We start from the raw sequence: 14,260 nt of genomic DNA, 5'->3' as shown, positions 1-14,260 counted from the left end.
GGTCCTCAAACCTCAGGCCGCGCTCGGAGCATATTGCTTGCCGTGCAGCGCAGGCGCGCAGACAAAGTGATCGGGCTCCATCTCCACCAGCAGGGGGCGATCCTGCGGGCAGAGACGATAGGGTTCGGGCCAGGCGGTCGGGTCGGATGCCCGCGACCGGTTCAGGGCCTCGAAATCGAGAGGTGCATTCAGGTCAGGCTCGGGCACCGCGGAGAGAAGAGCCTTCGTATAGGGATGTAACGGATTTGCGACGACCTGGCGGGTTTCACCAACTTCCACCACGCGGCCCCGGCACATGACGGCAATCCGGTCGGCGATATAGTCCACCACGGCCAGATTGTGACTGACGAAGAGGTAGGTGAGGTTCAGGTCGCGCTTGAGATCCTGCAGCAGGTTGAGGATCTGGGCCTGGACGGAAACGTCCAGCGCCGAGGTCGGCTCGTCGCAGAGCAGGAACTCCGGATTGAGGGCGAGCGCGCGGGCAATGCCGATACGCTGGCGCTGGCCGCCGGAGAAGGAATGGGGATAGCGGCGCAGGAACCGGGGATCGAGACCGACCAGACGCATGAGGGTGCGGGCGCGCTCCGCCTGCTCTTCCGGCGTGCCGATCCGGTGGATCTGCAGGGGCTCGGTGAGAATGTCGTTCACCGTCATGCGCGGATTGAGCGAGGAGAAGGGATCCTGGAAGATGAGCTGGACCCTTCGGCGGAAGTCCATCAGCGCGGGCTTGTCGAGGCTGCAAATGTCCTGAAGCCCTTCGCCGCGGTCATAGGCGACCGTGCCGCTGTCGAGCTCGATGGCACGCAGGATGGCGCGGGCGACGGTGGTCTTGCCCGAGCCGCTTTCCCCCACGAGGCCGAGACATTCGCCCCGGCGGATGGTGAGGTTGATGTCGTCGAGCGCCAGGATCGAGCGGCTGTGGCTGGAGAAGAGCCCGCCCTTGCGCAGGGAGAACTCCTTGCGCGCGCCGGTGACCTTCACCAGCGGCTGTCCGGGCTTGACCGTGCAGTCAACCCGGTTGCCCGTCAGGGCTTCGGCGGGAAGGATGATCGGACGGATCGGCTGCAGCCGCTCGTCCTTGTCCATGTGGAAGCCGGGCACCGCATTCAGCAGCGCCTTCAGGTAGGGATGCTGCGGGTTGCCAAAGAGCTGGGGTGCGGTCCCCTGCTCCATGATCTCACCGTGATAAATGACCACCACGTCGTCGGCCATGTTCGCCACAACGCCGAAGTCGTGGGTGATCATGAGAACCGACATCTCAAGCTCTGACTGAACGTCCTTGATGAGCTTGAGGATTTCCGCCTGGATCGTGACATCGAGCGCCGTGGTCGGCTCGTCGGCGATCAGCAGCGCGGGCTTGCAGATCATGGCCATGGCGATCATGGCACGCTGGCGCAGGCCGCCGGACAGCTCGAAGGGATAGGCATCGACGGCGGAGGCCGGATCGGGGAACTGCACGAGGCGCAGCATCTCCACGGTCAGTTCACGGGCCTCGGCGGCACCGACATTGCGATGAAGCTGGGCCGCCTCGCCGATCTGGTCGCCGATGGTGTGCAGCGGCGAGAGGGAGGTCATCGGCTCCTGGAAGATGATCGCCACCCGGTTGCCGCGCAGATGGCGCATCTGCGGACCCTTGCGATCCAGAGCGGCGATGTCGATCGGGGCCGACCCGTCCCGGGGATCGCAGAGAAGAACACGGCCGCCGGTCACCGCGGCATTGGTCGGCAGAAGGCCCATGATGGTCTGGGAGATCACGGTCTTGCCGGAGCCACTTTCGCCGACGAGGGCGACGGTCTTGCGCTGGGGCACCGCGAAGGAGACGTCCTTGACCGCCCGGACAGGCCCTTCGGCCGTACGGAACTCGACGGTCAGGTTCTCGATCGACAGGACATTCACCCGCTGCACTCCTCCCTTTGGCCGGACCTCTGACGGGATCCTGACCTACAAGGAAAATAGACCCCTTTCCCTGCGAAAAAGACAACCACAAAAAGCGGCGAATTCGCAATGGCTTCGGAAAAAATGCTTAAAGCGTGATTCCGGTCACGTTTCAGACCGGATCGGAAGGCCCGGCCGGCCCTATTCGGCGGCAGACGGGGGGAAGCTCCCGCCCCCGGCGACCCGGCGCTGGGTTCCGGCTGCGGTGTCGGGGACAGCCGCGGGATCGAGCTTGAAAACCTCGAGCTGGGTCGAACGTCCACGCAGGGAGAAGTCCCCTGCCCGCTCCGCGCCGCGTTCCCCGGGCAATTCGGCGACCGTGTCGGCACTTGCGAGGATGACGACCCCGTCGCCACTGCCAAGCTCGCGCCCCAGGGTCTGCAGCCGCTCGGTGACATTCACCGTGTCGCCGACGACGGTGTAGTTCCAGCGGTCAAGCGCGCCAACGTTCCCAACGACGGCCGGACCGGTGTGGATGCCGATGCGCATGCGCACGCAAGGCTCGCCCCGGGCGCTGGCCTGATCGTTGAAGACCTCCAGATCCCGCGCGATGCGTCGCGCGGCCCGCACGGCGGCCTCCGCGTGATCGGATCGGGCGTCGGGCGCGCCCCAGAAGGCCAGCATGCCGTCGCCGATGAACTTGTCCACAGTGCCGCCCTCGTCCTCGACGGCAGCCACAAGCACGGCGAAATGGGCGTTGAGATAGCGCGCAGTCTGGGCGGCACTCATGGTCTCCGACAGAGCGGTGAAGCCGACAATATCGGTGAAGAGGATGGTCAGCCGGGCCTCGCGGGCATCGGCGGCCTGGCTGCCACCGAGGCGCATCAGCTTGTGGAACAGGGAGCGAGGCACGTAGGTGTTCATCGCCCGCAGCCCCACCACCATGGAATTGAAGGCTTGGGCCACCTGATCCAGTTCCGCGACGCGGGACCGGGGCAAGGGATCCACATTCTCCAGCGACAGGGTCGCGACGGCTCGCGACTGCTCGGCCAGTTTCTTCAGGGGCCGGGCGACCACGCGCCCCAGCCAGAAGGCCACGAGCGCAGCGATGATCATGGCCGCGATGCCCACGAGCGCTGAGCCCATGAGGCGCTCGACCTCGCGGGAGATGGTCGCGCCGCGGAAGTACTGGCCGATCACCCAGGGCTCTGTACTGTAGCCGGGAACAACGGCCTTCATGATCACATAGTCCCGCCGTCCCAGTTCCAGTCGGCTGACCTCGATGCCGAGCCGGGCGGCCTTGGCAAAGCCGTCGAGGACATCAGCTTGCGCCAGCTGGGCCAGAACGGGATCGCCAAAGGCTTCGGCGCTGGCGGGAAGCGGCGCCTGACCCTTGCCACCGGACTGGAAGGCATCCCGGTCGGAATGGACGAGGATCTCGTCCCCATTGACCATGACGAAGGTGGTGTTCTCCACCCCTTCGTCGAGGGAGCGGATGGACTCGGCCAGACTGTCGAGGGAGCTTGCGGCCGTCAGGGTGCCGATCATCCGGCCATTGCGGACGATGGGAACGGAGACGTTGGCGAACTGGCCGATGTCGTTGTTGAGGATCGGGCCCCAGGTCGGGCCGGACGCCGCGGTCAGGTCGGGCAGCACATAGGTGCGGTCACCGCCGGGGGGAAGCTGGCGCTTGAATGGCCAGAGCCGGCCATTGGGCGCCTGAAAGACGCCGAAGTTCTCGCCCTTGAGATCGGTCGCGACCAGGACAGTGAGCCGCGACGAGGTGGCAACGGCCACCTTCATCAGCTCCAGGCCGGCATCCTTGTCGTTGAAGTCGATCTCGCCGCGCTCGAAGAAGGGGCGCAGATCGGTGACCGCCTGCTCGACGGCGAGGAAGTGATCGCGCAGGCGCTCTTCCATGGAGGAGGTGAGCAGGATCGCCTTGTCGTTCAGCAGGGAGAAGGTGTTACGGACATTCGCCTTGACCGACAGGAACAGGACCAGGGCGATGGACAGGGCCACGAAACCGCCGAAGGTGAAGGAGACGATCCGCGTCAGCGGCATCTTCAGATAGCGGCGTTTCAAGCTCAGTGCCATGCGGACGGTCCCCGGAACATCTTTCCCGCCCCGCGCGGCGACTTGCCGGTGTCCCGCCCAAGGGCTGGATCAGGTTCGGGGCACACCCGCAAGGCTAGGGCTCAAAAGCAAATGAACCCTTGCCCCTCGCAGGTTGGCATGCCCCGGATGTAGAGGCTCCGGGGGGCGGCGTCCAGATCCACTTTGGTAACGAAATGTGCGCTGCCCACATGGTTTCGCTTTCCGTCCGCGGCATTTTCGGCAGAAAACCTCACCTTGCGACACATTTTCACGGGCTGGAGCGGCCCGACCGCTCATCCGGCTCTTTTGGGCAGGCCCAGTTCCGCGAGGATCTCGTCCGTGTGTTCACCGAGGCGCGGCGCGGCGCGTTCCAGCACCAGGTCACTGTCGGAGAACTTCAGCGGCGTACGGATCGAGGGGGCGGTGCCGCCCTTGACGCCGGTCGCCGGCAGATCGACGCGCATCTTGCGGAAGGTCACCTGCGGATCGGCGAAGACATCGGCCACCGAATTGATCGGACCGCCGGGGACCGCACGCTCCTCGAGCGCCTCGAGCAGTTCGTCACGCCGGAAGGTCGCCATGCGCTCTTCCAGCAGGGGCACGAGGGTGGAGCGGTTCGCGACACGGGCCGCATTGGTGGCATAGGCGGGATCGTCGGCCAGAGCGGCACCCCCAAGGATCTCGCAAAATTTGCGGAACTGGCCGTCGTTGCCCACCGCCACGATCACATGTCCATCGGCGACCGCAAAGACCTGATAGGGCACGATGTTGGGATGGGCGTTGCCCAGACGCTTGGGCGCCGTGCCGGAGACGAAATAGTTGAGAGCCTGATTGGCCAGGACACCGGTCAGGCTGTCGAGCAGGGCAAGGTCCACATGTTCGCCGACGCCCGTCTCGTCCCGCTTGCGCAGGGCCGCCAGCACGCCGATCACGCCATAGAGGCCGGTGAAGATGTCGGCAAAGGCGACGCCGATCTTCTGCGGCTCGCCCTGCGGGTCGCCGGTCAGGTCCATGATGCCGCCCATGCCCTGGATCATGAAGTCATAGCCGGCCCGGTGGGCATAGGGCCCTTCCTGGCCGAAGCCGGTGACCGAGGCATAGATCAGGCGCGGATTGACGGCCTTCAGGCTGTCGTAGTCGAGGCCGTATTTCTTCAGGCCGCCGAGCTTGAAGTTCTCGATGAGCACATCCGCATCGGCCACCAGCCGGCGGACGATTTCCTGGCCCTCCTCGGTGCGGAAGTCGACGGTGATCGACCGCTTGCCCCGGTTGCAGGAGTGGAAATAGGCCGCATCGCCCTTCGATCCGTCCTCGGTTTCCAGAAAGGGGGGGCCCCAGCCGCGGGTGTCATCCCCGTCGGGGCTCTCGACCTTGATCACGTCCGCGCCGAGATCGGCAAGGGTCTGGCCGATCCAGGGACCGGCGAGAATGCGGGCAAGTTCGATGACCTTCACACCGTGGAGCGGGGCGGACATGACAACCTCTTCGAGACACTGCGGAGTGGCGGCACGCCGCCCTGACCCGAGGAGGTAAAGGCTCCCCGGAGCCAAGGCAACGGACAGTTCGTCATGACGTCCGGAAACGGCGCTCCCGCCGGTCAGGCCTTCTTGCGGTAGAGGTGATAACGACCGGGGCGGATCCCTTCCGGCTTCTCCAGTTCCTCGAAGCCGGGAAGATCCAGGGCGAGGCCCGAGAGCACGTAACCGCCGGGCTTGCAGCGGTCGTCGATCAGGGGAGACAGCCAGCTCTGGGTGGCCAGATCGGTGGTGGGGTCGCCGGAGCCGATGTCGGCATGGATGAAGGCCGCCTTCTCGCCGATCCGCGGCTCGCAGAAGGCAAGCGTGTCGCGGATCTCGCCGAAGATCATGAAGTCGCCTTCAGGAATGCAGCTCGGATGGCAGGCCAGATCCCGGTCGAAGACATAAATGTCCCGGCCGGGCAGGATCTCGCGCAGGTGATCATAGGTGCGACCATTGCCGAGGCCCAGTTCGAGGATCGGTCCGGGAACCTCCTTCACCTGCTCGGCCACATGCTCGAGCAGGATCTTCTGGGCGGTCAGCCTGCGGATGAAACTGTCTAGGCGGCTCATGCCTTTGTCCTTTTATCGGGGGAGGTTTTGTCGTGCCGTTGCGCTCTCCTACGTGGGGATCAGACCAAGCCCTGTCAAAGGATGCAAGGAAAAGGACGCAAGGGAAGTGTCGCGGTCACGCTGTGACAAGGGACGAAACGCCCGATCAGCGCAGAAGGTTCCAGAGCCCCGCGCACCTTCCTGCCTGCCCTTGCCGCCGCTGTCGCGAAATGCTTCAACTGCTGTCCGAAATAAACAAGACAGGCTCCAGCCGCCATGACGTCCGCCCCTTCCGTCCCCGGATCCGCACCCGCCCTCGATGCCCGCCTTGAGGCGGAATACAACAACCGGGCCCGTGTGCCCGAGCATCCCGAGCTGATCGCCGCCTGGCACGCCCGCGCCACCGCCTATCGCACTGAGCGCCCGGACGCCCTGCTCGCCCAGAGCTATGGTCCGGATGCGCGCCACACCTATGACATCTTCCCCCGCAAGGCCGGCACGGAAGCGCGCTCGCGCACCGCGCTCTTCATCCACGGCGGCTACTGGCAGGCCCTGTCGCGGGAGGCTTTTTCCCACATGGCTGCCGGGCTCAATGCCCATGGCTTCGATGTGGTGATTGCCAATTACCGGCTGTGCCCGGCGGTGACGGTGGCGGAGATCACCGACGACCTCAGGTCCCTTGCGGTGCATCTCCATGCGCGTTTCGGCAGACCGCTGCTTGTTACCGGGCACTCGGCCGGCGGTCACCTCACCGCCGAGCTGATGGCCACCGACTGGGCCCGCGCCGTTCCGGGTGGTCCTGCGCTGCCAGCGGACCTGTGCAGCCGCGGTCTGCCGATTTCCGGCCTCTTCGATCTCGTTCCCCTGGTGGCGACGTCGGTCAACGGCGCTCTTGGCATGACGGAGGCCAGTGCCAAGGCCGCCTCGCCGCTGTTGCGGAAGCCACCTGCGGGGACGCGGCTTGTTGCAGTGGTCGGCGGGGATGAGTCTCAGGAATACCTGCGCCAGTCTCGAAGCCTTTGCGCGGTCTGGGGACAGGACACCTCCGACACGCAGACCCGACTGGACATCGTGCCCGGCGCGAACCATTTCGCGGTGATCGACCCGCTTGCCGATCCGCAGAGCGCTCTGGTCGCCCATCTTCTTGACCTGGCTGCCGATCCGACCCGGTAAGCCCGTCCCGACCCCGGATGGCGCGGCCCTGCCCGCAGCCGTCCGTTCTCCTCAGGAGCCGCCTCATGCGCACAGACACCGCCCCGGTCATCCGTCTGGAAGACTATTCGCCCGCCCGCTACACCATCGAGACGGTCGCCCTCGACATCCAGCTCTCGCCCCGGGCAACGCAGATCACCAGCCGCCTGGCGCTCCGCCGCCGCGACGAGACGGCGCCGGGCACGCCGCTCGTGCTGGAGGGCGGGGATCTGGAGCTGGTGGGCCTTGCGCTCGATGGCGCGTCGGTCCACCGGGACGACTTCACCGTGACGCCGGAGCAGCTGGTGCTGCTCGCCCCGCCGGAGGGGCCCTTCGAGCTGGAAATCGTGACGAAGGTGGATCCGGATGCCAACACGCGGCTCGAAGGCCTCTACCGCTCCTCGGGCACCTATTGCACCCAGTGCGAGGCGGAGGGGTTCCGCCGCATTACCTATTTCCTCGACCGGCCGGACGTGCTTGCCGTCTACACGACCCGGATCGAGGCAAAACGGTCGGAATGCCCGATCCTGCTCGGCAACGGCAATCCGGTGGAGAGCGGTCCGGTTTCGGACAAGCCGGACCGGCATTTCGCGATCTGGCATGACCCGCATCCCAAGCCGTCCTATCTCTTCGCGATGGTGGCCGGCGATCTCGCCTGCGTGACAGATCGGTTCCAGACCCGCTCCGGCCGCGCGGTGGACCTCGGCATCTATGTGGAACACGGCAAGGAAAGCCTGTGCGACTGGGCCATGGACAGCCTGAAGCGCTCCATGCGCTGGGACGAGGAGGTCTTCGGCTGCGAATATGATCTTGACGTCTTCAACATCGTCGCCGTGTCCGACTTCAACATGGGCGCGATGGAAAACAAGGGCCTGAACATCTTCAACGACAAGTATGTTCTGGCCGACCAGGATACGGCCACCGATCAGGACTACGCCAATATCGAGGCGGTGATCGCCCACGAATACTTCCACAACTGGACCGGAAACCGCATCACCTGCCGCGACTGGTTCCAGCTGTGCCTGAAGGAAGGCCTGACCGTCTTCCGGGATCAGGAGTTCTCGTCGGACATGCGGTCGCGGCCGGTGAAGCGGATCGCCGACGTGCGCCTGCTGAAGGCCCATCAGTTCCCGGAGGATGCAGGGCCGCTCGCCCATCCGGTGCGCCCGCGCAAATACACGGAAATCAACAACTTCTACACAGCCACGGTCTATGAGAAGGGGGCCGAGGTCGTCCACATGCTGAAGACGCTGCTGGGCGCAGAGACTTTCCGGCAGGGCATGGACCTCTATTTCCGCCGCCACGACGGCGAGGCGACCACCATCGAAGCCTTCCTCGCCTGTTTCGCGGAAAGCTCGGGCCAGGACCTCGGCGCCTTCGCCATCTGGTACGAGCAGGCGGGAACGCCACTGGTGACGGTGGCAAGCCGGCATGATGCGGCGGCCGGAACGCTGACCCTCGAGCTGACCCAGGACATCGCGCCCCTGCCCGGCCAGCCGTCGTCGGCGCCGGCAGTCATTCCGCTGCGCTTCGGCCTGCTCGGGCCAAACGGCGCGGACATGACGCCCACCTCTATCGAGGGGATGAGCGTACGCGGGGACTGCCTCGTCCTCGAACACCGCAAGCAGACGGTGACCTTCTCCGGCATCCCGCACCGCCCGGTGCTCTCGCTGCTGCGGGACTTCTCGGCTCCCGTGCGCCTCGAGGTGGAGGAGGACGAAAGCGACATCGCCTTCCGCGCCGGCCATGACCGGGATCCCTTCAACCGGTGGCAGGCAAGCCAGACCCTCGTCACCCGCCATCTTCTGCGGGCGCTTCAGGGCGGGACATCCGCGCCAGAGGACTCCACTCTGATCTCGCAGGTCTTCGGTCAGCTTCTGGCGGACCAGAGCCTCGATCCGGCCTTCAAGGCGCTGGCGCTGCAACTGCCGGGCGAGGCGGATCTGGCGCGCGAGAAGGGCAAGGACGTAGCGCCGGAGCAGATCCACGACCTGCGTCAGGGACTGAGGCGCCGGATCGCCCGCGACCACCTGACCCTGCTTCGGGAGATCGAAGCCCTGCGCCCTCAGGGCAGCTTCGATCCGGGAGCCGACCAGGCCGGGGCACGGGCACTCGCCAATCAGGCGCTGACCTTCCTCGCCGTTTCCGGAGAGGCCGATGACGCGGATCTCGTCGCCCGTCGCTACGAGACCGCCACAAACATGACCGACCGGCTGGCGGCCCTGACCCTGCTGGTGCATGAGGGAATGCCTGCGGCCGAAGCAGCACTGGAGGACTTCCGCGCCCGCCATGCCACTTCTGCACTTGCCCTCGACAAGTGGTTCATGGTGCAGGCGACCTCCCCTGCCGGCGATGCGCTGGAACGGGTGGAGGCGCTGACACGGCACGCACTCTTCGACGAAGGCAATCCGAACCGCGTCCGCGCCCTCGTTCATGCCTTCGCCACGGGCAATCCCGTGCAGTTCGCCCGCAAGGACGGGGCGGGGTTTGCTTTCGCGGCGGCACAGGCTCTCAAGCTCGACGCAAGAAATCCTCAGGTTGCGTCAAGACTATTGACGTGTTTCCGATCCTGGCGTGCTTACGACACTGTCAGATCTGACCTTGCTGAAAAGACGCTGCGCAGCCTTGCCGAGGCGGAAAATCTTTCCCGCGACTGCCGTGATATCGTCGAACGCTGCCTGCAATAGGCAGCGCTCGACAAACTGTTAACATCTTGGCTGTTTTCAGCTTTCGGCGTTAACCATTTTTTTCTTGGGCACTCTGGACAAACGCCCGCTCGTGGATTCAAATGAAGTGATTCGGCAAGGGGCTTGCCGATGAGAACCATCACTTCAACGAAATCGGGGCGATTTTCCGATGGCGCGGGCATTTGCCGGCAGCGCGTCCGTGCGGCGCATTGTTCGGATTCCATTCATGGCTCTGGATCTGACCGCCGCCCTCCTCATGGGGCGACCGGAAGATCACGACCGGAACCGGAACCGCCCCGGGCGCGCCGAACGGGCCGCGCTGCGCGACAGCCTGCGGTTCTGGCGCCACCCCGCCTATCAGAGCCTCTTCCGCTCCGAGCCGATCATGCGCCGGCTGATCCCCCTGCTCTGCCTGATCTTCATCGCCTGCCTTGCGACCTATCGGGCGCTGGCCCTGTCCTTTGCCTATCAGGACGTGGAGCGTGATGCCCGGGACCAGATCGCCCTCATTGCCACCGCCATCTCGGCCAAGCTGGACGCGACCAGCAACGAGCTTCCCGAACTCGGCTACCGCTCGGCCCTGAAGCGCATCCTCGCCGACAGCCTGCCATCAGGGGCAACCAGCAACGGCCGCACCGTGCTGCTGGCCGATACCCAGGGCCGGATCGTGGCCAGCGCCCCGCTGCAGTCGACGCTCGAGGGCCTGCCGCTCAGCGATCTCTTCAAGTCGCCGCAGCCCCTGCTGATCTTCGGCGAGCGCGCCGGTGTTCTCAGCGTGCCGACGACCCTGCACGGCACCCCGCCGGCCGAAACCTTCGTGACCGTGCATCATCTGGGTTCGGATCTCGGCATGCTGGCCGTGCTCCAGTCCGAACAGCTGGTCTTCGCCGAATGGCGCTCGGACCTGTCGATCAATGTCACGCTCTTCGTGGGCACGGCCTGCGTGCTCCTGGTGCTCATCTACGCCTTCTACGCCCAGTCGACCCGCGCCGAGCAGGCCGATGACATGTATGCCTCGACCCGTGGCCGGATCGACGCCGCCCTCACCCACGGCCGATGCGGGCTCTTCGACTGGGACCTGGCGCGTGGCCGGATGTTCTGGTCGGCGTCGCTCTACGAGCTTCTGGGCCGGGCTCCGAAGGATGACATCCTCTCCTTCGCCGAAGTGTCCGAGATCGCCCATGGCGACGACATCGACCTCTTCAAGCTGGCCGAAGACCTTCTGAGCACCGGTGAGGCGACCGTGGACAAGACCTTCCGCATGCGCCACGCGGAAGGCCGCTGGATCTGGCTGCGGGCCCGCGGCGAGATCCAGCACGAGCCGGGGCGCAGCGAACCCCATCTCATCGGCATCTGCATCGACGTGACCGAGCAGCATGAGCTGGCCGAACAGAGCCGCACCGCCGATCTGCGCCTGCGCGATGCCATCGAGACGATTTCCGAGGCCTTCGTCCTGTGGAACGCCCGCAACGAGCTGGTGATCTGCAACTCGAACTATCAGGCCCTGCACAACCTGCCGAACCATGCGGTTCGCCCGGGCACGCCCTATCGGGACGTGATGGCCTTTGCCGCCAACGGCCCGATCTCCTCCACGCCCATCCAGGTCAGCGAAGGCAGTGCCACGGGTGCTGCCGGCCACGGATCCTACGAGGCGCAGCTGGAAGACGGCCGCTGGCTGCAGATCTCCGAGCGGCGCACCAAGGACGGCGGCTTCGTGTCGGTGGGCACCGACATCACCCAGCTCAAGCGTCACGAGGAACAGCTGGTCGACCGCGAGAAGCGCCTCAAGGCGACCGTTGCCGACCTGCAGAAGTCGCGCCGCACCCTGCAGATCCAGGCGCAGCAACTGGTCGAGCTGGCCGAGAAGTACAATTCCGAGAAGACCAAGGCCGAGGAAGCCAACCGGGCCAAGTCCGAGTTCCTGGCGAACATCTCCCACGAGCTGCGCACCCCGCTGAACGCGATCATCGGCTTCTCCGACATCATGACCCAGCAGATGTTCGGCGCGCTCGGCTCCGACCGCTACATGGACTACTGCCAGGACATCCACAATTCGGGCACCCACCTGCTCACACTCATCGACGACATTCTCGACATGTCCAAGATCGAAGCGGGACGCCTGTCCATCGACACGGAAGTGCTGGATTCGGCAACCGCCGCCGAGGATGCCTGCCGCATCATGGCGGCTGCCGCACGGGAGAAGAGCATCGAGGTCTCCTGCGAGGCACCGGCCGACCTGCTCGTCCAGGCCGATCGCCGGGCGCTCAAGCAGGTGCTGCTGAACCTTCTGGCCAATGCGGTGAAATTCACCCCGGACGGGGGCAACGTGGCGCTCACCGTGACCGATCAGGACACGACGGTGCGCTTCGCGATCCAGGACACCGGGATCGGCATCGCGGAAGACGACATCAAGCGGCTGGCCCAGCCCTTCGTCCAGGTGGCCAACCAGTTCTCCCGCGCCCACAAGGGGTCCGGTCTGGGGCTCGCCATCGCCCGCTCGCTGGTGGAGCTGCACGGCAGCAAGCTGGTGCTTGAATCGGACGTGGGCGAAGGCACCCGGGTCAGCTTCACCCTCGCCAAGGCAGACCTCGGCGCGCTGGACGATGCCGAGGAGCAGGCTCCCCCCGCGCGGGCTCAGGCCTGAAGGCGTTCGCGGCCTGTCAGGCGGCGGACACCGTGTTGATGAAACTCGTGATCTGGCCGGTCAGGCGGTTGGCACGATCCGACACGGCCTTGGCGGTGCTCAACACTTGGGCCGTCCCGCTCGCCGTCGATTCCGCCCCTTCACTCACCCCGGCGATGGTGCGCGAGACCTCCTCGGTGCCCGCATAGGCTTCCTGCACATTGCGGCTGATTTCCGTCGTCGTGACAGCCTGTTCCTCGGCGGCGGAGGCCACCATGGCAGACGTCCGGCTCAGATCCCCGATGATCTGAGCAATGCGCTCGATGGCCGGAACGGTGGTCTCCACATCTTCCTGCATCTTGCTGATCTGAACGGTGATTTCCTCGGTGGCCCGTCCGGTCTGATTGGCCAGTTCCTTCACCTCCGAGGCCACGACCGCAAAGCCCTTGCCCGCCTCCCCTGCCCGGGCTGCCTCGATGGTCGCATTGAGGGCCAGCAGGTTCGTCTGGTCGGCGATGGACTTGATGAGACTGATCACCTCGCCAATGGAGGCGGCTCCATCTTTCAGCGAGGACACCCGCGCCGTGGTGGCACTCACCTCGCCCTCGGCCGAGGTGGCGAGGCGGGAGGTCTCCAGGATGCGGGTGCTGACATCTTTGATGGAGGCGGCCATTTCCTCGCTCGCGCCCGCGACAGTCTGGACGTTGGAGGCTGCCTGCGTGGAGGCAGAGGCCACTGTGGTGCTTTGGGCCGCCGTCTCGGCGGCGGTGGCGGACAGGGACTGAGCCGTCGCCTCCAGCTCCTGGGCCGAAGAGGCCAGCATGCCCATGGCTTCATCCACCTCCACGCGGAAGGCTTCCGTGACCTCGCGGATGCGCTCGGCCCGCTCGGCCTTGCGACGGACGTCCTCGGCCTGCATGGTCAGCATCTGCTCCCGTTCGATAGCCTTTTCCTTGAAGATCATCATGGTCCGCGCGATGTCGCCTATCTCGTCGCGCGCATCCCGATAGGAGATCTCGAAATCGAAGCGGCCCTCGCTCAGGGCCTGCAGCCCTTCCACCTGATGGCGCAAGGGGGCTGACATGAAGCGGCGGGAGATGATCATCGAGGCCGACACGCCGGCGATGAGACCGGCAATCACGAAGAAGATCATGGCCATCTGCCCGAAGGACGCGCTGTCAGCAGCCTCGGTCACGAGGTTTGCAGCCTTGCGCTCCGTCTCCGCCACATAGATCTGAAGCTGATCACGCAGCTGCTCGGCCAGAGCCGTATTCTCTTCCACCCGGCGCAGGATGTCGGCACGAAGCGACGCCTCCCCAGCCGCGCGCTTCGCCAGATCCATGTTGTCCTGAACCCGCGTCATATAGTCATGATAGGAGGCGGTCATGGTTTCCAGCATGGCGCGCTGCGGCCCTTCCGCCATCTCCAGGGACTTCGCGAGACGCGCTTCGAAGACCTGACTGTTTTCGCTGATGAAATCCTGGACCTGACCATGAAGGGCCGGATTGGCGGCCAGACGGTATTCCCCCCGATTGAGGGCGATCAGGTCGCGGGTCATTTCCGCACCATAGCGGATCTCCACCGCAGCAGCATTGATCCTGAGTGTGGCATCGTTCAGACCCCGGAGGCTGAAGATGCCATAGGCCGTGTTGGCGATCAGGACCAGGGCAAGAAGGATCACAACGGTCAGAACCTTCAGGAAAATCGACATGTTCCTCA

8 protein-coding genes are annotated in these 14,260 nt (G+C 65.4%); 3 read left to right on the top strand and 5 right to left on the bottom strand.

Annotated features, from left to right (window positions below; all coding sequences use genetic code 11):
- Positions 1 to 12: 12 nt before the first annotated feature.
- The 4 genes from FR728_RS04295 to FR728_RS04280 form a co-directional block, all read right to left on the bottom strand.
- Positions 13 to 1,896: an ABC transporter ATP-binding protein gene (locus FR728_RS04295; RefSeq protein WP_149891376.1), complete on the bottom strand. Its 1,884-nt coding sequence runs from the start codon at positions 1,894 to 1,896 to the stop codon at positions 13 to 15.
- A 180-nt stretch (positions 1,897 to 2,076) separates the two neighbouring features.
- Positions 2,077 to 3,972 carry an adenylate/guanylate cyclase domain-containing protein gene (locus FR728_RS04290; RefSeq protein ID WP_149891375.1) on the bottom strand — a complete coding sequence of 632 codons (1,896 nt, stop codon included), beginning with the start codon at positions 3,970 to 3,972 and terminating at the stop codon, positions 2,077 to 2,079.
- A 293-nt stretch (positions 3,973 to 4,265) separates the two neighbouring features.
- Positions 4,266 to 5,447 carry a CaiB/BaiF CoA transferase family protein gene (locus FR728_RS04285; protein ID WP_149891374.1) on the bottom strand — a complete coding sequence of 394 codons (1,182 nt, stop codon included), beginning with the start codon at positions 5,445 to 5,447 and terminating at the stop codon, positions 4,266 to 4,268.
- A gap of 122 nt (positions 5,448 to 5,569) precedes the next feature.
- The gene (locus FR728_RS04280) at positions 5,570 to 6,061 is read right to left on the bottom strand and encodes a class I SAM-dependent methyltransferase (RefSeq protein ID WP_149891373.1); all 492 of its coding nucleotides are present in this window, start codon (positions 6,059 to 6,061) and stop codon (positions 5,570 to 5,572) included.
- Positions 6,062 to 6,316: 255 nt separating this feature from the next.
- Between FR728_RS04280 and FR728_RS04275 the strand changes: the two genes are divergently transcribed.
- From FR728_RS04275 to FR728_RS04265, 3 genes are all read left to right on the top strand, one after another.
- A complete protein-coding gene (locus tag FR728_RS04275; protein WP_149891372.1) occupies positions 6,317 to 7,213 on the top strand; it encodes an alpha/beta hydrolase in 897 nt (298 codons plus the stop codon).
- A 65-nt stretch (positions 7,214 to 7,278) separates the two neighbouring features.
- Complete coding sequence (pepN, locus tag FR728_RS04270; RefSeq protein ID WP_149891371.1) at positions 7,279 to 9,918, top strand: aminopeptidase N; 2,640 nt, start codon at positions 7,279 to 7,281, stop codon at positions 9,916 to 9,918.
- Positions 9,919 to 10,144: 226 nt separating this feature from the next.
- Complete coding sequence (locus FR728_RS04265; protein ID WP_244304377.1) at positions 10,145 to 12,562, top strand: sensor histidine kinase; 2,418 nt, start codon at positions 10,145 to 10,147, stop codon at positions 12,560 to 12,562.
- A 16-nt stretch (positions 12,563 to 12,578) separates the two neighbouring features.
- Here FR728_RS04265 and FR728_RS04260 read toward each other — a convergent pair whose 3' ends face one another.
- Positions 12,579 to 14,252, bottom strand: a complete 1,674-nt coding sequence (locus tag FR728_RS04260) for a methyl-accepting chemotaxis protein (protein ID WP_188318789.1) — start codon at positions 14,250 to 14,252, stop codon at positions 12,579 to 12,581.
- Positions 14,253 to 14,260 lie beyond the last annotated feature (8 nt).

Source organism: Roseibium aestuarii (assembly GCF_008477545.1).
Lineage (GTDB): Bacteria > Pseudomonadota > Alphaproteobacteria > Rhizobiales > Stappiaceae > Roseibium > Roseibium aestuarii.
Note: the sequence above shows the minus strand (reverse complement) of the source record. Positions and strands in the feature narration are given on the sequence as shown.

Excerpts from the sequence above, each read along its gene's own strand:
- FR728_RS04260 (WP_188318789.1), bottom strand. The coding sequence starts at position 14,252 with ATGTCGATTTTCCTGAAGGTTCTGACCGTTGTGATCCTTCTTGCCCTG.
- pepN (WP_149891371.1), top strand. The coding sequence starts at position 7,279 with ATGCGCACAGACACCGCCCCGGTCATCCGTCTGGAAGACTATTCGCCC.
- FR728_RS04290 (WP_149891375.1), bottom strand. The coding sequence starts at position 3,972 with ATGGCACTGAGCTTGAAACGCCGCTATCTGAAGATGCCGCTGACGCGG.
- FR728_RS04285 (WP_149891374.1), bottom strand. The coding sequence starts at position 5,447 with ATGTCCGCCCCGCTCCACGGTGTGAAGGTCATCGAACTTGCCCGCATT.
- FR728_RS04265 (WP_244304377.1), top strand. The coding sequence starts at position 10,145 with ATGGCTCTGGATCTGACCGCCGCCCTCCTCATGGGGCGACCGGAAGAT.
- FR728_RS04280 (WP_149891373.1), bottom strand. The coding sequence starts at position 6,061 with ATGAGCCGCCTAGACAGTTTCATCCGCAGGCTGACCGCCCAGAAGATC.
- FR728_RS04275 (WP_149891372.1), top strand. The coding sequence starts at position 6,317 with ATGACGTCCGCCCCTTCCGTCCCCGGATCCGCACCCGCCCTCGATGCC.